The following is a 17841-nucleotide window of genomic DNA, read 5'->3' as shown; positions in this document are numbered from 1 at the left end:
ACCGAATGACGGCAGAGACCGAATGGCCGGGCGGGCGGAAGGTCGTAGCGCTGGTCACAGTCGCGTTGGAGATGTGGTCACCAGGGCACTGGCCCGCCTACGCGCCGATGGCCGCGGCGTGGCCGCTGTCCGGCATCGACGACACGCACAGCACCTCCTGGGCGGACTACGGCGTCACCACCGGCATCTGGCGGCTGCTCGACGTCCTCGGTGACCTGCCCGCCACCGTCGGCGTCAATGGACTGGTGGCCGAGCGGTACCCCGAGACCGTCATGGCCGTGCACGAGGCGGGTCACGAGATCGCCGCACACTCCTGGGCCCAGGACGTGGTGCCCGCGCTGCTCGATGTCGATGCCGAGCGGACCAATATCCGTCGTTGCACCGACATCCTTCGCCGAGTCACCGGCGTTCGCCCGACGGGGTGGATGAGCCCACGCGCCACCGGTTCGAGGCACACTGCCGGCCTGCTCGCCGAGGCCGGCTACCGCTGGACCGGCGACCACTGCGACCACGACCTCCCGCAGGTCCTGTCCACCGCTCACGGTCCTCTGGTTTCCCTCATGCACAGCGACTACTCCGACGTCCGCGACGCTGCAGCCGGCCCGTACGCCTATCGCGACCTGCACCGTGAGCTACTGGACCAGATGCTCGTCGCCCCTGGCCCAGGCATCTTCCGCCTGACCATCCACGCTCACGTTGGAGGCCGACCGCTCCTCGCGGGCATGGTCGGCCAGATCCTCGACCACATCCGTGAGTCCGGCGACGTCTGGGTTGCCACCCACGCCCAGGTGGCCGAACACGTCCTGACACACCAGGGAAGAACGCCATGACCCACGTCCTCGTCGTCGGCGGCACCGGAGCCATGGGCAGCCACGTGATCCCACACCTGTTGGCCACCACCGACGCCACCATCACCGTCCCCACCCGCCACCCGGAGTCCGCCCGCGCCACCGAACTCGCCGCCACCGCGCCCGACCGCGTGCGACTGGTCCGCTCCGAGTCGGCGGCCCTGGAGGTCTTGATCGGGCAGGCCGACCGCGTGTTCGCCAACACCGACTTCTTCGCGACGGGCAGCGCCGTGGGTGAGTATCGGCAAGGGCTGCACTTGCTGGCCGCCGCGGAGCGGGCCGGCGTGGAGCGTTTCATCTGGTCCTCGTTGGACAGCGCGGTGTCCCTGACCGGCCACCCCGTCCCGCACTTCGACAGCAAAGCCGCCGTCGCCGCCCACATCGACCTGATGCGGTCGGAGGAAATGCTCCGAAAGGAGACCGACGGCTGGTACACGGACCACGTCTCGGTACTGACCACCGCGCCGTACTTCGAAAACCTGCGAGACCGACTCACCCCCCGACCGGACGGCCGAGGCGGCCTGACCTTCAGGCTTCCCCTCGGCGCCGCCCGCTACCCGCTCGTCGCCCTCGACGACATCGCCTGGTTCGTCGGCCACATGTTCGACAACTGGCAGTCCTGGGGCGCCCGCGACCTCGCGGTGATCGGCGACAGTCTCACCGGCGACGAGATCGCCGCTACCTTCGCGCAGGTCACGGGCACACCCAGCACCTACATCCCCATGCCGCATGACGACCTGCGCGCCGCCGTCCCCGACTTCGGCCACGACTACGTAGCGATGTTCCAGTTCTTCGCCGACCGTGATCTCTACGCCAGAGACCGGGACATCAAGCTCCTGCGCCGCCTGCACCCCGACTTGATGACCTTCGAGGACTGGCTGCACCGCACCGGATGGACGGGATGACCACCCACCACGTCAAGTCCGAACGCAGTCACGCACGACAGGACTCGTCGCTCCGGACCGGGGCCGACGCCGGCCTGAGCTCTGGCAAACCTGGCGTGACACACACCAGGGGCCAGCCGAGGAAGATGCCACGAGTTTGAGACCGATCATGACGGCATCGCCGTGAGACAACGAAGAAACGCCCAGGTCGCACAAGGTCGACATGTCATGCGCGGCGAGACCCTGCAGAGGCACATGTGAACGGGGGCAGGTTGTGCTGGCCGCCGCGTTCACCGCGACCGGGGTGCACAGGCGGGGGCACCCGACTCATCCCGTAGAAAAACTTCGGGGACGGTGTCGATCTGATGGCGTCCCGTTCGTCGTCATGGTGTACGGCGACCCGCCGGACGAAGAGGCAACAGGACCTGACAGGAGTCGGACCATGAAGTACATGCTGCTGATCAACGCTGGTGCGGTCGATGAGAACGGCGCAGCCGCCGAGTGCAGCGTCGAGGACTGGGTGACGTACGACAAGGAAGTGAAGGACGCGGGGATCTGGGTGTCCGGGGAGTCGCTGGCCGATCTGGTCACCGCCACGGCGGTGCGGGTCGGCCAGGACGGCAGGCGGACCGTCACCGACGGACCGTTCGCCGAGAGCCGCGAGGTCCTCGGTGGTTTCTACGTGATTGACGTACCGGACCTGGACGTCGCGCTCGACTGGGCGGCCCGCTGCCCCGGCGCGCGCGGCAGCGGCTCGGTTGTCGTCCGCCCGATCGCCGAGTTCGGGGTCTGACAGTGCCTGATATGGAGGACGAGGGAGTCACCGGGCGCGGCATACCCGTCGCGTCCGCCCGCCAGTCACCCGCCCACGCGTCCGCCTGCGCGTCCGTGGAGTCGGTGTTCCGGGAGGAGCGCGGGCGGCTGCTCGCCTCCCTCGTCCACCACTTCAGCGATCTCGACCTGGCCGAGGACGTCGCCTCCGAGGCCGTCGAGGCGGCGCTGGCGCACTGGCCGGCCGAGGGCGTTCCGGCCCGGCCAGGGGCCTGGCTGCTGACCACGGCGCGACGCAAGGCCGTCGACCGGCTGCGGCGGGACCAGGCGTACGCCGCCCGCCTCGCCGTCCTGCAGGTGGAGGCTGACCGGGCCGCCCCGGCCCCGCCGCCCGCGGACGCCGCCGGCGATCTGCCCGACGAGCGGTTGCAGCTGTTTTTCACCCGCGCGCACCCCGCGCTCGCGGCCGAGGACCGCACGGCGCTGACCCTGCGCTGCCTGGCCGGGCTCACCACACCAGAGGTGGCGCGGGCCCTTCTCGTCCCGGCCGCGACGATGGCCCAACGGATCGTGCGGGCGAAGAAGAAGATCCGCCAGGCGCGTATCCCGTTCCGTGTGCCCGGCGCCGATGAGCTGCCGGAGCGCCTGCCGGGAGTCCTCCAGGTCCTCTACTCGATCTTCACCGAGGGCTACGCGGCCAGCTCGGGCCCGCAGTTGCAGCGGATCGACCTCGCGGAAGAGGCCATCCGGCTGGCGCGCATCCTGCACCGGTTGATGCCCGCTGCACGGGAGGTCGACGGCCTGCTCGGCCTCATGCTGCTGATCCACGCGCGACACGAGGCCCGGACCGGTCCGGACGGCGAACTCGTGTTGCTGGAGGACCAGGACCGCAGCCGCTGGGACCACACGATGATCAAGGAGGGGTGCAGGCTGGCGGTCTCCGCTCTCACTGGCGGACCGCCCGGCCCGTACGGCGTGCAGGCCGCCATCGCCGCCCTCCACGACGAGGCCGCCGACCTCGCCACCACCGACTGGCCGCAGGTCGTGGCACTCTACGACGTACTGCTCGCACTCGCCCCGTCCCCCGTCGTCGAGCTGAACCGGGCCGTGGCGGTGGCGATGCGAGATGGCCCGCAGGCGGGCCTGGCACTGCTCGACGCACTGGCCGGCGAGCCGCGGCTGCGCGGTCACCACCCCTACCCGGCCGCCCGGGGAGACCTGCTGCACCGGCTCGGCCGGCTGCCCGAGGCAGCGGCCGCCTACCAGGAAGCGCTCGATCTGGCCGGCACCGAACCCGAACGGGCCCACCTGCGACGCAGGCTGCACACGATTGAGCCGCCCGGCCCGGGCGACAGAGCAGACAAGACCAGCACATGACCGGGCTGCACACTCGATGAGCTGACCTTCGCCATAACCCCACGCCGAACACCTGGCGGCCACCGGCGCCGTACGTGCCTGAAGAACCCTCGGATACCTTCAAGGCACGTACAGCAATGAGTGCTTGCCACACTTTCCTTCATCCGAATTCGCCCCTAGATAAAGCTTGTGACCTGCGAGAACCTCCTGCTGCTGGTGGCAGTTGGGCCGAAGACCAGGACCAGGTGTCAGCGAACTCCAACTATCTGGTGTCAGGCAACGCGAAAACTTGTCTGCAACTACCCAGATCACCCCTCGCCTCGGTGTCATCTATCGCGAAAAGTCGCACTCAGCTGCCGTACGTGACAAGCAAGATGAAACCGACGGTGAAAACCGCGAACAGCAGTAGCCAGCCGAGCAACTGCCGAGCTTGCGCGTCCGCTCGCGCGGCTTCGGCTTCTGCGTCCAGCTGTCGGCGCGGGGCCGTTGTGGCTCAGGCGTCTGGTCATGAGGGTGATCGCCGCCCAGGTGATCAGGGTCTCGGATTCTCTGCACTAGGCGTGGCTGCGTGCCGCTCAGGAACTGCCCGTCGACATGTCGATGGAGGCTGCGAAGCCTGCGAGGGTAGTGAAGTCGTCGTCGCGCAAACCGATCCGCGGATTGACGTGGTGGAGCAAGGCAGGTGCGCGGTGGTTGGCAGCCACGTGCTCATGATCCGCGTCGCTCTGTTCGTCGTCCACCCAAGCGAATGGTCGGCCATTGGCGTACTCCACCAATGGCTCGGACTTCCAATGAACGCCATCAGGGCGCTCGCTGAGCAGGGCGTTACCGAAGTCGACGAACGGCAGTTCAGGCAGACCGAGCACAGGTCCGATCCACTTGTTCGCGTCACTCATCCAGGTTGTGGCCCAGCAGATCTCGTAGCCGAGGGTCAGCAACGCCCGCCCGTGATCGGGGTTGAGCCATACACGCAGTGGCCTCCTGCGGGTCCGCACTCTCCCGGGCTCCCCAGCTACCCCGCTCTCCTGTGGGACGCGGAGGGTGGTGTAGCCCTCGGGGCGCTTCTCAGGTTTTGCCGCATACGGATTCAGGGGTCCGTCGACATCGAGGAACAGCAGCGGACGACCCATGGCAACCCCCCGAATTTTCGCTCCCTATCTACTCAGTCGCCGAAGCGTATCCGTCTTCATGTATCTCTAGCGCGTCCGGCGATCTGGGTGAAGCCGGGCATCCCGAGATCGACCGCTGTGGCCGTGCGGGCTGTGGCGGCCTCCATCTGGGCGAGCTTCTCCTCGGCGCCAGCGAGGCTGGTTTCGAGGTCAGCTGCTGCGGACCCCAGGGATCACCGGTCTGTCGTAAGCGGCTCCACTGCGGCAGTTCCAGAGCAGATAGATCACGCTCGGCCCCCTCGTTCTCAGGCATACTCGGAAGCTAGCAGCAGCATCCTCCATAGCTTGTCTGAACTGGAAAAAATCCCAGTTCAGACAACAGGAAGTGCTGGACGAGTCGTTCGTAGTCCCGGGCATGCCGGCGTGCGGGCCTCATCCAGGTGAGCGACCTCTCGACGACCCAGCGGCGGGGAAGGACGACGAAGCCGGAGGCCTCCTTGGGACGGCTGACAACCAGCGCCCTGGAGCGACGCCTACGGGGCACCGGATACTTGCCGGCATGTCCCTTGCTCCAGATGATGAGATCCGCAGCCGCGAGGAGCTGGCCGCTTTCGTCCGCACACTGCACCAGGACTTCCTGCAGCAAGGCGATGCGTGGGAGAACAACACACTCGCCACCTTCCTGGAGGCCCTCGCCGCCTGGGTGCACGACTCCCCAGGCTTCTATCAGAACTTCGGCAAAGAGCTTCCAGCAGGCGGTGACTGGACCTTCATCGCCCGCGCGCTCCAAGCAGCCAAGGTCTACGAGTAGTCCATAGCCCGGCTTCCGTCGGCGCCAACTACGTGCCTTACGTCCCTCACGCTGCCACGGATCATTGAGCTGCGATGAAAGCACCGGAACCCAAGATAATGATCACGATCGTGGCGTACGTCGAAGCCTAAGAGATCGTCTCAACTGGCTTGGTCATTAGGCTGCTTGCGGTGATAGCGATGGTGGAGCGGCTGGTGCCGAACGGGTTGTGGGAGTTGTTCCAGCGGGTGGTTCCCGCAGCCCCGGTGCGTCCCCAGGGCGGGGGCCGACGGCGGTATGGGGACCGGCAGGTACTGGCAGCGATCTTGTTCGTGGCCACGACGGGCTGCACGTGGCGCCAACTGCCGCCAGGCTTCGGCCCGTGGGGGCCAACCGCACACCGGCGATTCACGGAGTGGAGCCGGGCGAGGGTGTGGGGCAAGCTGCACCGCCTGGTCCTGGACGAGCTCGGTGCCCGCGGCAGCCTGGACTGGTCACGGTGCGCGATCGACTCCGTGAACATGCGCACGGTGAAAAGGGGGGACCTGACGGGTCCGAACCCCGTAGATCGCGGCAAGAGGGGGTAAAAGATCCACTTGATCACCGAGCGCACCGGTCTGCCCCTCTCGATTGGCATCTCTGCCGCGAACACCCATGACAGCCAGGGTCTGGAACCCCTGGTACGGGGCACACCTCCGATCCGCTCCCGGCGAGGGCCCCGTCGGCGACGGCCCGCCAAGCTCCATGGTGACAAGGGATACGACTACGACCACCTGCGCCGATGGCTCCGCTCCCGGAACATCACCCCGCGCATCGCCCGTAGGGGCATCGAGTCCTCCCAGAAGCTGGGCCGCCACCGTTGGACCGTGGAGCGCACAGTGGCGTGGCTGTCCGGCTGCCGCCGCCTGCACCGGCGCTACGAACGCAAGGCCGAGCACTTCCTGGCCTTCGCAGGGATTGCCGCCGCCCTGATCTGCTACCGCCGTCTGTCCAGGTAGACAGCCCACCGGCCCTCCATATCCCGTTGCAGTGATCCGTTCCGCGGGACGATCATGACCGTCATGAAGCGGCCGAGGCAGATCATTGAGTGCGGAGACTTCGCCCTGCGACGCTGGCGAGGGCAGAGCGACTTCGAGCCGGCGTTCACGTTGATCGAGGAGTCCCTGGACCACCTGCGCCCGTGGATGCCATGGGTCGCCCGTCACAGCGAGGAGAAGACTCGCGACTTCCTCGCGAAGTCCGACGCGAAGTGGGACAGGGGTGACGCCTTCAACTACGCCATCACCAGGGACGGCACGCTCATCGGCATGTGTTCCACCTACCGCGGGGCCGAACCCCAGGGCTGGTACACGGGGTACTGGCTGCACCCTGCCGCCACCGGCCAGGGCATCGCCACGAGAGCGACGGCAGCCATGGTGGCCGAGGCATTCACGCTGCCGAACGTGGCATATCTGGAAATCGCGCACGACCTGGCCAACGTCTCCAGCGGCGCCATCCCGCCCCGACTGGGCTTCACCGAAGTCCGTCGCGAGCAGGTGACGCCGCCCGCTGCCCCCTCAGACACCGGCATCGACGTGGTCTGGCGGCTTAACCGCCCCACGACGCCCGCTAGCGACATTCCCTGTCCCTGAACTGAACAGACCGAACTTATCTCCTGCCACTTCGACACCAAACGAGATCACCTCTAAGCCACTGAGGTGCCGCGGGCGCGGGCCGGTCGGTCAGCGCGCAAGACACCTCAGCCGTAGGCCACGATCTGCGGCTTCGCGCCCTTACTTCTCGGCCGCGGCAGCGGGGGCGCTGCCCTCCAAGTGCTGGCGAATACTGGCGTACTGCTGGGGCGCCCACTCGGGCGAGACGGGTCGCGACCGAAGCTCGTGCGCACAATCCGGTTCAGACACTGTCTTCGTCGTCCGGGCAGACGTCGCCTGTGAGGTGGAGGTCGAGGTAGTAGCGCTCTGGGGTGGGATTGTTCTGCCAGGCACGCTTGAGGCTTTCGGGCTCGGTGTGTTCGGCCAGAGTGCGGTCGTAGTAGTCGCGTGTGGAGTTTCGGCCAGTCCACCAGGCGTGGCCCTCGTAGACCCCGGGCCGGGGAAGATCCATGGTTCCTGCGGGACCGATGGTGAGTTGGTTGATGACCAGGCAGGCGGTGGCGGACTCGATGAATACGGGGATGGAACCCTCGGAGTGCTTGGGTGGTGCTTGTGCCTGATCCCAGATGCGAATGGTGACGTCAACCGCGATGTCGGGTTGCAGGCTGTGCAGGTACAGGTGGTAGCCGTTGCCGGCTACCACCTGCTCTCGTGATGCCTCGGCCGCGGCGCTGTCGTCGAGATAGGCGTCGGCGTCATAGACCTCCACCAGACCGTGCGCAGGTCGGGCGTTAACGGTGTGCTCGGCGAGCAGCGCCACAGTGTCTTCCTTGGGTCAGCTCGTGATTTTCACGAAGAAGGGATCCCCGTCGAGGATCCTGTTTGCGGTGTAAACGGAGTTGAGTCGACGGCCGCCGGTTTCGTTGTCGGTGCCGTCGATCAGCCGGACGGAGTAGCGGTTGTCGCCCTTATTAGATCCCTCGCGGGTCGAAGCGGAGGGATACTCGTCGCACTGCAGGGGAGTTCCGGAATAGTTCCCCCACACCTTGTTGCACTCAACGATTGATTTGTCCCGGTTCGCTTCCTGCTTTTTGGTATCGACGAGTCGGTGCAGCGGTTCCTTCGCTCCGGGCACGCTCTTCCCAGGCCAGGCCAGGCCAGGCCAGGACGGGAAGGTTCGCTCCGGGTTCTTCTGGGCGTCGAGTATGTGCTGTGCGCTCTCGTTGACTGCCGGGTCCTTGAGGCTCAGCGCAAGTTCAGCTGTCCTTGAGGGCCGCCTGAGCCACCCGCTCCAAAGCGAGCAGCCCGGCCGCCGCATCATCGAGACGAGCTGCGGGCCCGGGGACCAGCCGGGGCACGGACGCGGCAAAATCACCGACCACCCGCATGGCCAGACGCAGCCCGGCGCGCACTTCCACCGCCTCGGCCTGCACCACTGCGACCCGGTTGAGGACCACCAGGGCCAGCGGGACGCCGAACGCCGCAGCTGTCACGGACGAGAAGACATTGGTGACGAAGGACTTGTCCGCCCAGAATCCCGTGCGATAAGCACGGGACGTGGCTGCGCCCGCCGATCCTGATCGACCGCCCCTCTTGGCCCCGTCAGACAGCGGGCTGCAGGGCGTTGAGGGCAGAACACGCGTCGGTGTCCTGCGCGGCCGTGGCTTTGTACGCGACTTGCGACTTCGTTTCGACGTGGGACTGGGAGTCGCACGCTCGCACGAATAGGTGATGTTCGCGAGAACGGGAGTCAGTCGCCAGGAGCTCCTTCCTGGGCGTGCCCGTCACTGCCCGGTCCGGATGATGAGGGACTGTTGAGAGGCGCTCGGTGGCGCGAACAGTGCCTGGACAGTTTCGGCGGCCATCTCGCGCAGCCAGTTGTGGGCGCGGTCGTCGTCGTAGCGCTGGTGCCACAGCAGGTACAGGGGGACGTCGGGCAACGGGAGTGGCAGCGGCAGCGTGACCAGACCGAGCTGGTCCCGGGCCGCGCGGGTGACCGCGTCCGGAAGGGTGACGACCAGGTCGGTGCCGAGCGCGAGTTGCAGAGCGAAGGCGGCGGTGGGCCCGGCGGCGACGACACGGCGTTCGTTGCCGCGCGTGGTCAGGGCGTCATCGATCTGGTCGCGCAGGCGTCCGCGCCGCGAGACGGTGAGGTGTTCGGCGGCCGCGTAGCGTTCGAGGCTCAGCGGGCCTTCGGTGAGCGGGTGGCCTGGGCGGACCGCGACGACCAGCCGGTCCCTGCCGACGAGGCGGTGGCGGATGTCGGGGAGCGTCGGCCGGCTGGAGCTTGATTCGAGGTCGACCTCACCCCGGCGCAGCTCGGGGGTGTCCGTGCCGGGTTCGGCGGACAGGCGCAGCTGGACGCCGGGGGCCTGACGGTGGACGGCGGCGATCAGGGCGGTGCCGCAAGCGGCGGTCAGGGCGTCGTGCCAGCGCACGGTGAACACCCGCTCCAGAGCGGCTAGGTCGAGTTCCTGCTGCGCGGACATGAGTCGGTGGGCCTGCTGCACGAGGGCGTGGACCTGTGCGCGCATGGCCAGCGCGCGGGTGGTGGGGACCATGCTGCGGCCGGTGCGGACCAGGATCTGGTCACCGGTGGCCTTGCGGATGCGGCCCAGGGAGCGGCTCATCGCCGGTGCGGTGACGTGGAGGCGGGCTGCAGCACCGGCGACACTGCCCTCTTCCAGCAGCGCGTCCAGGGCTGTGAGCAGGTTCAGATCCAGTTGCATGAGAGTAACTCTACGAGTGAAAAGCATGCACTTGTTGTTAGTTGTCAGGGCACCTACCTTCGAAGTGCGGGTGCGGGACCAGCCGCCTCGCATCGACCGAACCCAGGGAAGCCCGCCATGAGCACAGCCATGCCTTCCGACGTCGACACGACGCTCATGTCCGACGTGACCGCCGCGGTGAAGACCGCCGGCCTCACGCTGCGCGACCGCTACACCTCGCACGCCCGAGGCGTGAGTCTGGACGAGGTCGTCGACGAGATCCACGCCAACGACGGCGCGGTGCTGGACGTGCTGCGGGAACCGCTGTTGCGGGCCCGGCGAGGATCGCAGTGGGCCGAGGACGAGCTGGCCGGCGGCGCTCTCCCGCCGGGGGAGTGGTGGGTCGTCGACCCCGCCGAGGGCAACATCAACCACGTCCACGCCATGGAGGACTGGGCCGTCACCGCCACTTTGGTCCGCGACAACCAGCCGGTACTCACCGTCGTCCACCTGCCGCTGACCGGTGACACCTACACCGCCGTCGCCGGCGGCGGTGCCCGCCTCAACGACCGACCCCTGAAGGTGTCCGCCAAGGCCGACCTGGGTGCCGCGCTCGTCGGCACCGGCCAGGCCAAACCCGGCGAGGACGAGCGCACCTTCCGGCGGATCGGTGACTCCGTCACTGCCATGCTCATCAACGGCCTGGTCGTGCGCGTGTCCGTTCCTGCCACGATGCAGCTCATCCACGTCGCCGCCGGACGCATGGACGCGTTCTGGCAGTTCTCCGACGTCCGCTCTGGCCTGGTCGCCGGCGCCCTGCTGGTCTCCGAGGCCGGAGGCACCGTCACCGACCTGGCGGGCGAACCCTGGAGCACGGGCAGCCGCGATTTCCTGGCCGCCGCTCCCGGCATCCACGCCGCCGCCCTCAAGGTTCTGTCGCCGATCGCCTGACCACGAAGCGGCCAGCGCTCCCGCCCGTCCCACCCGACACAGCAAGGACCATAACCTCATGACCAGCATCGGCATACTGGGTGCCGGCCGCGTCGGCGCCAACCTCGCCGGCAAGTTCGCCGCCACCGGATACCACGTCATCCTCGGCCGCCGGAGCCCGATGGAAGAGACCGCAACGGCCGCCGAAGGCACAAGCCCCCGCGTCTCCTTCGCCGACCAGCGCACCACCGCCCGCACCGCGGACATCGTGATCAACGCGACGCCCGGCGACAGCGCCCTGGACCGTCTGGCCGGCCTGCGAACCGAACTCGCTGGCAAGATCCTCGTCGACGTCTCCAACGCCACCCGCGACGCCGGTGACGGCCTGCCCGGCGACCTGTGCTATCCCGGCAGCAGCCTCGCCGAGCAACTCCAGGCCGCCCTCCCCGACACCCATGTGGTCAAGACCCTCAACACCATGTTGTTCATGGTCATGACTGCCCCTGACACCCTGGTCGCCCCACCGACCGTCTATGTCTCGGGCAACGACGAACACGCGAAGAAGACCGTCACTGGCCTGCTCGGTGACCTGGGCTGGCAGCCCGCATGGATCGAGGACCTCGGCGACATCACCACGGCCCGCGCCACCGAGGCCATGATCCTCGTGGTGCCCCACGTCCTGCGCCGACACGGCTTCCAGCCCTTCGCCGTCTCCCTCGCCCGCTGACCCCACCAAGGCCGGGTCAGACCAAAATCGGGCTCGTGCGAGGCAGCTGGGTGCTGGCACGGACAACCCCGCTGGGCCGCAAGTGACGCCCAGAAAGTGGAGGTGAGCCGCCGGCACCACTCGTCAGCCGGGCCGGGGAGTTCCGGATCGGTGTGAGGAGGTCAGGACGCCGGCCGGGTCAGGTAATCGCCGTGCTCCAGGTCGTCGAGCAGGGTCGGGTGGGTGGGTGACCAGCCGAGCAGTTCCTGAGTGTGAGCACTGGAGACGGGCCCGTCGAAGCCATAGGCCGTGGCCATGAACGGGCTCACGAAATGCGTGGCAGCCTCGGCGGGGGTCAGTGAGACCGTGGGTAGATCCAGGCCCCGGGCGATCGTCTCTGCGATGCTCTTCAGGGTGACGCCGCTTTCGGCTACTCCGTGCAGCACGCTGCCTGCGGGTGCCTTCTCCAATGCGAGGCGGAACAGGACCGCCGCGTCGAGCCGATGTACGGCAGGCCATCGGTTGGTGCCGTCACCGACGTAGGCCGACACGCCGGTCTTTCGGGCGGTGGCGATGAGCATGGGGATGAAACCGTGGTCTTCGGGGCCGTGGACGGTGGGAGCGAGGCGGACCACGCTCGCGCGCACATCCCGGGCGGCGAAGTCCAGACAGGCTCGCTCACCCGCGATGCGGAAGGCGGCAATCCCGGCCATGTCGGGCTCGTCCTTCTCGGTGGTCTCCCGGCCGGCAGGCATGACCAGGGTGCCGGAGGTGATGACGAGCGGCCTGCCCGAGTGTGCCAACGGCTGGCCGAGCGTCTCGATCGCGGTCCGGTCCCGCCTCATCATGTCGTCGAGATCGGAGAAGTCGCCGCCGTAGGCCATGTGCAGGACGCCGTCGGCGGCTGTGGCGCCGCTGTGCAGACTGTCGAGGTCCTCCAGGGAGCCGCGGTGTGGCGTGGCCCCCAGCGACTCCAGCCGGGCAGCAGCGGCATCCGAGCGCGCCAGACCGGTGACCGAGTGGCCGGCCGCGACGAGCTCAGTGACGACTGCCGGACCGGTCTGCCCGGAACCACCGGTAACAAAGACACGCATGAAACGCTCCAAAGCCGGACGGATCCTCGAGGCCAACCGCCCGTTCGCCGAACCACGACTGGCAATCATCGCGGTGACACCAGCGCTCCGTGAGCGCGACTTGGCCAAGGCCGCGTCGCTCACCGATGCCCTGGCAGAGGCGCTGCGGCAGCGCGGAGTCCCCGACCGGCTGGCCGGCCTGGCTGCTCAAACCGGCTGGGCCACCTTCCACCAAGCGGCCCGAGCCTGGATCGACGACCCTTCACAGAGCTTGGACGCGCATCTCCTCCAAGCCTTCGACGATCTGCGCGCCCTTTCGGCGACTGTCCCACCGGCACAGGCACAGCCTGAAAGCTGACAATGCCCCGCGCACGGCCACCGATCATCACGAGCGAACCGCGGCACGACTGCTCTGCCGCACCGTTCACCGGAGCGGCACCACCGCAGCGATTTCACGGCCGGTTCAGGAACAGGCACTGAGTGCTCTCCGCGGGAGCGGAGGTGAGTCCTGACCGCCTGGGAGCCGGCCCCGTACTCCGCCGGCCGACAACGAAGCCAACGGTCCGTATCACCGGCCACTCCGAGGTCGGGTCGACGACGAGCAGAACCCGCCACGGGATGCTTTTCGAGCCGTCCGGATCTCTCCCGACCAGCTACTACAGGTCGAGGGGGGACGGCAGTACGCGTTCCTGGTACATCGCGCCGATATCCGGGTCCAAGACGTATATCTGGAAGGGTGCCCACGCCCGGTTTGCGAGTACTTCGAGATACTCGTGGCAGTGGACCAGCAAGGCCAGCTCCTCCGCCCAGTCCCGCAGTTGGCGCGGATCGGGGCAGGCCACACCGACGAGCGTCCACTGCTCACCTTCGGGTCCGCTGCGCTCGTACACCGGTCTGCCGTCGCCGTAGCGAGAATCCGGAGCGCCGAAGACCAGACTCCGGCTGAAGTACAGCTCCGCCAGGGCCCGGAAGTACCTCCACTGCTGCTGGTCCAGGCCCGTACGGTCCCAGAACAGGTCGTACGCACGGGCCTTGGCCTTCTTCTTCCTGGCCTTCTCCCGCTCCTTCACTTCCCGTTGCCGCGCCTGGTCCCTGGCCTGACGTCTGGCTTCCTCTTCCTCCTCCGCACGCTTGCCGTCCGCTGCCACATACGAGGGGGCCGTCCACCACATGCGCCACGAGTCGTCCATGAACCTGGTCCAGCCCTCTGCCCACTGGTACCAACTGTTCGGCCTGGTGACCCGCCGGCTTCTGGAGCGGGGGGTGTGCGGCACTATTCGGCCCGTCAGCATCCACGACACCGCGTCGGCCAACGTCGCACCGACCGGAGACCAGTCCGCGTTTTCGCTGGGTAAGCGAGCCAGGCCGGCACTCACCGACCACTCCTGCCCTCGGTCGGCCGGGGACCGGACCAGAAGCGTCGGCACGGTACCCACCCACGGGCGCGGCTGGAAGCCGAACCAGCACACCCGCACCCCGTCCCGCTCGTACAGACCGGTCCGCACGGCGATCTCCTCCGCCGTGATGGGCGACAGCTGCGCCTCCAGAGCCATCAGCCGGTCGCCGTCCGGGCTGAAGACCATCACGTCCGCCCTCCACTCCCCGGTGGGCGCAGCGACTTCGAGCTCTGCCCGGTAGCCTGCGGCCCGCGCGCAGGTCACCAGCTCCAGCTTGAGCAAGTGGTGCTCCAGTGACTCGTTCGCCAGCGAGCACGACGGGGGGCGTGTGCGGTGGTAGAGGTGGCGGGTGCCCAACTTGGAGAGTCTGGCGAAGACCTGCCCCCCGCACTCAGGACACCTCAGCTCCACGCCCCGCACCCGGTGGATCTCCTCCCAGGACCGGCTGCAGCCCAAATCGTCCAAGGTGATGTCCACCCTGCCCCACTCCACATGCTCGGCAGTGAACTGCACAGGCGCCCTCCCCGTTGGTCATCGTCTCCGGCTGCGAAGTCATGATGCGATGGGGGCGCCTGTGGGGTGTCGCCGGGGTCCAGGCCGAGGCAGGACCGTAGGTGTGTCTTGAACTTCCACTCCCGATAGCCGGGGCGGCGGAAGTAAGCGGGTCGAGGTAGATCGGCACGAGTGGGCAGGCGAGGGTCACAACTTCCGGGTGGGCCATCGGTGAGTGGTCAGGTCCCAGCTGCGGAACCAGTAGGGCAGGCCCAGCCGCTGATGATCCATCGGGCGTCGCGGACGCGGCAGGCCATGATGGCTGGTTGAGGGTGGCTTTCGTGTCCAGGACGCGCGTGGCTGCTCGTTGGCGCCCGGGGGCGATGATCCATGCGCCCCCTGATGGGGGAAGGGGGTCAGCCTTCGCGGCCGGGGAGCATGGCCAGGGCCTGGGAACGCTGTGCGACGAGGTCGTCGTAGGTGCCGTCGCGCTCGGCCCAGCGGTGCATGAGGACCCCCTTCACCAGGATTTCGCGGGGGGTGGGGTCCTCTGAGAGCAGTTGCATGACCTCGGTGGCGAAGTCGTCGAGTGGCAGCGCATGCGGGTTCACCTTTTCCTGGCCTGCTGCGGCGACGGCCGGCGGGACGAGTTCGACGACGCTGACGCCGGTGCCGTCGAGTTGCGCGCGCAGTGCCTCGGAGTAGGCGTGCACCGCGGCCTTCGAGGCGGCACAGGTGGGCATGGGCGGGAGAGGCAGGAAGGCGATGCCGGAGGTGACGGTGATGAAGGTGCCGGCGCCCCGCCGGACCAGGTGCGGGGTGAAGGCGTCGATCACCCGGATGGTGCCCACCAGGTTGGTGTCGATCGTCGTCTCTGCCGCCTCGAAGTGCGCGGGGTCCCGCAGGTCCTCCAGGAGCATGACGCCCGGCATCGTCACCACGGTGTCCAGCTCGGGGTACCGGGCGAGCACGGCGTCACGGGCAGATGCGACGGAGGCACTGTCGGTGACATCGATGCTGATCGTGCCGAAGCCCTCTCCGGCGAGTTCCACGAGGGCCTCCGGGCTGCGGCCGCCAACGGCCACGGTGCTGCCCGCTGCGGCGAACCGGCGGGCCAGCTCTCGCCCGATACCTGAGGTCCCGCCGACGATGGGATGAGGAACCCGGCAACCGGCTCGGCAGCTACCTGCGCGCCCGGCGCGAGCTGATCTCACCGGCACAGGCAGGAATCCCGCCCGGCGGCAACCGCCGCGTGCCCGGCCTGCGCCGTGAGGAAGTTGCCCTGCTCGCCGGAATCAGTCCCGACTACTACCTGCGACTGGAACGCGGCCGCGACACGAACCCCTCACCTCAGGTCCTCGCATCACTCGCGCGTGTCCTGCGCCTCGACGACGTCGAGCGGACGTATCTGCTCGGCCTCACAGCAGCACGGACCCGGCGGAACGGATGCGACCTGCAAAGACACCGGGGACGCGCGGCAGGTGTGGGCGCCAAGAGGCCATGCAGGACGTCCAGTTGACGCCTCTGCGGCCCCCCGTAGTTCTACCGTGAGGGCAGGCACACCGTCGAGGAGCGGAAATGCGGCCTCCCCGCGTACGGGAGGACGCCGAAGCTGTCGACGGAGCCGTCCGATTCGTGCTCGGATGCTACGCGCATCCGCAAGAGCAACGCTGGGAACAGGTGCTGAGCGGATCCACGATGACGGAGCTGGTTCGCGAATTCGTCGACCGCAGCCTGGCCAATCCCTGGACCCGGCCGCGCTGAACGGGTGACGACAAGGTGCGGCTGTGGATCAGCCGAAACGCAGATGCGTGGGCAGGGTGAGAATTTCGGCTCCGTTGTCGGTGATGGCGATGGTGTGCTCGCTGTGCGCGGTCCGGCAGCCCGTCGCGCTGCGCAGCGTCCAACCGTCGGCGTCGGTGACGAGTGTGGCAGTGTCGGCCATGACCCAGGGCTCCAGGGCGAGCAGCAGTCCGGGGCGCAGCTTGTATCCGCGGCCGGGCCGTCCGGTGTTCGCGACGTGTGGGTCCTGGTGCATGGTCGAGCCGATGCCGTGGCCTCCGAACTCGGTGTTGATCGGGTAGCCCGCCTCGCTGAGGACCGTGCCGATGGCGTGGGAGAGGTCGCCGATGCGCGCCCCAGGTTTGGCGGCTGCGATGCCGGCGGCGAGTGCACGTTCGGTCGTCTCGATCATCGCGACGCTCTCCGCCGGCCTGGCATTGCCCACCAGAAAGCTGATCGCGGCGTCCGCGGCCACCCTGCCCCTGACTATGGCGAGGTCGAGAGTCAGCAGATCTCCGTCTGCCAGCGTGTAGTTGTGAGGCCGCCCATGGAGCACTCCGTCGTTGACGGCCGTGCAGATGTAGTGCCCGAACGGGCCGCGCCCGAAGGAAGGCGCGTAGTCGACGTAGCAGGACTGTGCTCCCGCCTCGGTGATCATCTCCTTGGCCCACTGGTCGATGTCCAGCAGGTTCGTCCCGACCGTGCTGCGCTGCTTCAGCGTGTGCAGGATGTCTCCGACCAGGGCGCCGGTGTCCCTCGCCCGGTCAAGCTGCGCGGCGTTCAGGATCTCAATCATGGGGGACCTCTCATGTGCGTCCAATAACTATCCCGGTCTAACTGTACCGGTATTAGAATGGGGTCATGGTCAGGTTGCCGCTCACCCCCGCCGAGGTAGAACGCGGACAGCGCCTTGGTGCCCTGCTCCGCCGAGCCCGGGGCCGCCGCTCGATGCTGGACGTGGCGCTCGCTTCGCACATCTCGCCAGAAACCCTGCGGAAGATCGAATCCGGCCGTGTGGCTACCCCCGCCTTCCCGACCATCGCGGCGATCGCCGACACCCTCGGCCTGTCTCTCGACGCCGTCTGGGCCGAGATCAGCCGGGCGGAGCGAACCGTCGAGGATCAGTCGGCCCTGCCTGTCACGCGGCATCCATCGCTGGTTTCGTAACGCTTCGTAACGCTGAACTCAGAGAGTCAGCGGTTCACTGACCGTGCTGTGCCGGTACACCTGCGCACACGCCGATCACCTCGTCGACCAGCCCGAGCACCGCCTCGCGGACCTCGGCGGCTACACCGCTTGGATGCCCGTCGGCTCCGTCGCTTCCTGCCCGAAGGGCGCGAGCGCCCACCGAAAGCCGATCGACGGAACTTCCGGACTGCCTCTTGTTCCCAGAGCGCATCCTC

The 17841-nt window shown here is 67.9% G+C and carries 19 protein-coding genes and 3 pseudogenes; 12 read left to right on the top strand and 10 right to left on the bottom strand.

Annotation, left to right across the window (positions count from 1 at the left end; translation table 11 throughout):
* Window positions 1-5 precede the first annotated feature (5 nt).
* The 4 genes from OO62_RS19980 to OO62_RS19965 all read left to right on the top strand — a co-directional run bounded on the left by OO62_RS19980 (window position 6) and on the right by OO62_RS19965 (window position 3880).
* Window positions 6-830, top strand: a complete 825-nt coding sequence (locus OO62_RS19980; protein ID WP_033268844.1) for a polysaccharide deacetylase family protein — start codon at window positions 6-8, stop codon at window positions 828-830.
* Window positions 827-1753 (top strand): NmrA family NAD(P)-binding protein, encoded by a 927-nt coding sequence (locus OO62_RS19975; protein WP_033268843.1) that lies wholly within the window; start codon window positions 827-829, stop codon window positions 1751-1753. Before OO62_RS19980 ends, OO62_RS19975 begins: the two co-directional genes overlap by 4 nt.
* Before the next feature lie 421 nt (window positions 1754-2174).
* On the top strand, window positions 2175-2525 hold the full coding sequence (locus tag OO62_RS19970) for a YciI family protein (RefSeq protein ID WP_033268842.1): 351 nt from the start codon (window positions 2175-2177) through the stop codon (window positions 2523-2525).
* 11 nt (window positions 2526-2536) lie between these two features.
* Window positions 2537-3880: an RNA polymerase sigma factor gene (locus OO62_RS19965; RefSeq protein WP_078617274.1), complete on the top strand. Its 1344-nt coding sequence runs from the start codon at window positions 2537-2539 to the stop codon at window positions 3878-3880.
* Between the two features lie 554 nt (window positions 3881-4434).
* Here the strand turns inward: OO62_RS19965 and OO62_RS19960 are convergent.
* Window positions 4435-4989: an HAD domain-containing protein gene (locus OO62_RS19960; RefSeq protein WP_033268841.1), complete on the bottom strand. Its 555-nt coding sequence runs from the start codon at window positions 4987-4989 to the stop codon at window positions 4435-4437.
* A 301-nt stretch (window positions 4990-5290) separates the two neighbouring features.
* Window positions 5291-5482: pseudogene (locus OO62_RS38135) on the bottom strand (hypothetical protein); the annotation flags it as partial.
* Between the two features lie 45 nt (window positions 5483-5527).
* On the opposite strand from OO62_RS38135, the gene OO62_RS19955 reads away from it, so the two are divergent.
* The 3 genes and pseudogenes from OO62_RS19955 (at window position 5528) to OO62_RS19940 (ending at window position 7389) form a co-directional block, all read left to right on the top strand.
* Window positions 5528-5779 carry a DUF7660 family protein gene (locus tag OO62_RS19955; RefSeq protein ID WP_033268840.1) on the top strand — a complete coding sequence of 84 codons (252 nt, stop codon included), beginning with the start codon at window positions 5528-5530 and terminating at the stop codon, window positions 5777-5779.
* Between the two features lie 179 nt (window positions 5780-5958).
* Window positions 5959-6756, top strand: a pseudogene (locus OO62_RS39035) (IS5 family transposase).
* A 54-nt stretch (window positions 6757-6810) separates the two neighbouring features.
* Complete coding sequence (locus tag OO62_RS19940) at window positions 6811-7389, top strand: GNAT family N-acetyltransferase (protein ID WP_078617272.1); 579 nt, start codon at window positions 6811-6813, stop codon at window positions 7387-7389.
* A 262-nt stretch (window positions 7390-7651) separates the two neighbouring features.
* On the opposite strand, the gene OO62_RS19935 is transcribed toward OO62_RS19940, so the two are convergent.
* The 4 genes from OO62_RS19935 to OO62_RS19920 all read right to left on the bottom strand — a co-directional run bounded on the left by OO62_RS19935 (window position 7652) and on the right by OO62_RS19920 (window position 10079).
* Window positions 7652-8170, bottom strand: coding sequence for a hypothetical protein (locus OO62_RS19935; RefSeq protein WP_033268838.1), 519 nt, complete (start codon window positions 8168-8170; stop codon window positions 7652-7654).
* Between the two features lie 15 nt (window positions 8171-8185).
* Window positions 8186-8485: a NucA/NucB deoxyribonuclease domain-containing protein gene (locus tag OO62_RS40755; protein ID WP_228332358.1), complete on the bottom strand. Its 300-nt coding sequence runs from the start codon at window positions 8483-8485 to the stop codon at window positions 8186-8188.
* Between the two features lie 121 nt (window positions 8486-8606).
* Window positions 8607-8843 carry a hypothetical protein gene (locus tag OO62_RS39635; protein ID WP_033268837.1) on the bottom strand — a complete coding sequence of 79 codons (237 nt, stop codon included), beginning with the start codon at window positions 8841-8843 and terminating at the stop codon, window positions 8607-8609.
* A 291-nt stretch (window positions 8844-9134) separates the two neighbouring features.
* Window positions 9135-10079 (bottom strand): LysR family transcriptional regulator, encoded by a 945-nt coding sequence (locus OO62_RS19920; protein WP_033268835.1) that lies wholly within the window; start codon window positions 10077-10079, stop codon window positions 9135-9137.
* Window positions 10080-10196: 117 nt separating this feature from the next.
* Here OO62_RS19920 and OO62_RS19915 point away from each other — a divergent pair, with 117 nt between their 5' ends.
* Together OO62_RS19915 and OO62_RS19910 are read left to right on the top strand one after the other, a co-directional pair.
* On the top strand, window positions 10197-11009 hold the full coding sequence (locus OO62_RS19915) for an inositol monophosphatase family protein (RefSeq protein ID WP_033268834.1): 813 nt from the start codon (window positions 10197-10199) through the stop codon (window positions 11007-11009).
* Between the two features lie 58 nt (window positions 11010-11067).
* Complete coding sequence (locus OO62_RS19910; RefSeq protein WP_033268833.1) at window positions 11068-11715, top strand: NADPH-dependent F420 reductase; 648 nt, start codon at window positions 11068-11070, stop codon at window positions 11713-11715.
* Between the two features lie 161 nt (window positions 11716-11876).
* Here the strand turns inward: OO62_RS19910 and OO62_RS19905 are convergent, their stop codons facing one another.
* Complete coding sequence (locus tag OO62_RS19905) at window positions 11877-12788, bottom strand: SDR family oxidoreductase (RefSeq protein WP_033268882.1); 912 nt, start codon at window positions 12786-12788, stop codon at window positions 11877-11879.
* Here OO62_RS19905 and OO62_RS38125 point away from each other — a divergent pair.
* A complete protein-coding gene (locus tag OO62_RS38125; RefSeq protein WP_228332357.1) occupies window positions 12787-13125 on the top strand; it encodes a hypothetical protein in 339 nt (112 codons plus the stop codon). The two genes, OO62_RS19905 and OO62_RS38125, sit on opposite strands and share 2 nt — an antisense overlap.
* Window positions 13126-13423: 298 nt before the next feature.
* On the opposite strand, the gene OO62_RS19900 is transcribed toward OO62_RS38125, so the two are convergent.
* Window positions 13424-14677, bottom strand: coding sequence for a competence protein CoiA family protein (locus OO62_RS19900; protein ID WP_033268832.1), 1254 nt, complete (start codon window positions 14675-14677; stop codon window positions 13424-13426).
* A 395-nt stretch (window positions 14678-15072) separates the two neighbouring features.
* Window positions 15073-15807 carry an SDR family oxidoreductase gene (locus OO62_RS19895; protein WP_033268881.1) on the bottom strand — a complete coding sequence of 245 codons (735 nt, stop codon included), beginning with the start codon at window positions 15805-15807 and terminating at the stop codon, window positions 15073-15075.
* Between OO62_RS19895 and OO62_RS38120 the strand changes: the two are divergent.
* Window positions 15789-16094 (top strand): annotated as a pseudogene (locus OO62_RS38120) (helix-turn-helix domain-containing protein); the annotation flags it as partial. The gene OO62_RS19895 and the pseudogene OO62_RS38120 sit on opposite strands and share 19 nt — an antisense overlap.
* 354 nt (window positions 16095-16448) lie before the next feature.
* Here OO62_RS38120 and map read toward each other — a convergent pair.
* On the bottom strand, window positions 16449-17234 hold the full coding sequence (gene map, locus OO62_RS19885) for a type I methionyl aminopeptidase (RefSeq protein WP_033268830.1): 786 nt from the start codon (window positions 17232-17234) through the stop codon (window positions 16449-16451).
* Window positions 17235-17299: 65 nt separating this feature from the next.
* Between map and OO62_RS19880 the strand changes: the two genes are divergently transcribed.
* Window positions 17300-17605: a helix-turn-helix domain-containing protein gene (locus OO62_RS19880; RefSeq protein WP_033268829.1), complete on the top strand. Its 306-nt coding sequence runs from the start codon at window positions 17300-17302 to the stop codon at window positions 17603-17605.
* The last annotated feature ends 236 nt before the right edge of the window (window positions 17606-17841 follow it).

Origin of the sequence: Streptomyces lydicus, from assembly GCF_000717345.1 — a bacterium.
Lineage (GTDB): Bacteria > Actinomycetota > Actinomycetes > Streptomycetales > Streptomycetaceae > Streptomyces > Streptomyces lydicus.
This window is presented reverse-complemented; position numbering and strand designations above follow the sequence as displayed.

What these genes read in the sequence shown, in the direction of transcription:
- OO62_RS19980 (WP_033268844.1), top strand. Translation starts at nt 6, where the DNA reads ATGACGGCAGAGACCGAATGGCCGGGCGGGCGGAAGGTCGTAGCGCTG.
- OO62_RS19975 (WP_033268843.1), top strand. Translation starts at nt 827, where the DNA reads ATGACCCACGTCCTCGTCGTCGGCGGCACCGGAGCCATGGGCAGCCAC.
- OO62_RS19970 (WP_033268842.1), top strand. Translation starts at nt 2,175, where the DNA reads ATGAAGTACATGCTGCTGATCAACGCTGGTGCGGTCGATGAGAACGGC.
- OO62_RS19965 (WP_078617274.1), top strand. Translation starts at nt 2,537, where the DNA reads ATGGAGGACGAGGGAGTCACCGGGCGCGGCATACCCGTCGCGTCCGCC.
- OO62_RS19960 (WP_033268841.1), bottom strand. Translation starts at nt 4,989, where the DNA reads ATGGGTCGTCCGCTGCTGTTCCTCGATGTCGACGGACCCCTGAATCCG.
- OO62_RS19955 (WP_033268840.1), top strand. Translation starts at nt 5,528, where the DNA reads ATGTCCCTTGCTCCAGATGATGAGATCCGCAGCCGCGAGGAGCTGGCC.
- OO62_RS19940 (WP_078617272.1), top strand. Translation starts at nt 6,811, where the DNA reads ATGACCGTCATGAAGCGGCCGAGGCAGATCATTGAGTGCGGAGACTTC.
- OO62_RS19920 (WP_033268835.1), bottom strand. Translation starts at nt 10,079, where the DNA reads ATGCAACTGGATCTGAACCTGCTCACAGCCCTGGACGCGCTGCTGGAA.
- OO62_RS19915 (WP_033268834.1), top strand. Translation starts at nt 10,197, where the DNA reads ATGAGCACAGCCATGCCTTCCGACGTCGACACGACGCTCATGTCCGAC.
- OO62_RS19910 (WP_033268833.1), top strand. Translation starts at nt 11,068, where the DNA reads ATGACCAGCATCGGCATACTGGGTGCCGGCCGCGTCGGCGCCAACCTC.
- OO62_RS38125 (WP_228332357.1), top strand. Translation starts at nt 12,787, where the DNA reads ATGAAACGCTCCAAAGCCGGACGGATCCTCGAGGCCAACCGCCCGTTC.
- OO62_RS19905 (WP_033268882.1), bottom strand. Translation starts at nt 12,788, where the DNA reads ATGCGTGTCTTTGTTACCGGTGGTTCCGGGCAGACCGGTCCGGCAGTC.
- map (WP_033268830.1), bottom strand. Translation starts at nt 17,234, where the DNA reads ATGATTGAGATCCTGAACGCCGCGCAGCTTGACCGGGCGAGGGACACC.
- OO62_RS19880 (WP_033268829.1), top strand. Translation starts at nt 17,300, where the DNA reads ATGGTCAGGTTGCCGCTCACCCCCGCCGAGGTAGAACGCGGACAGCGC.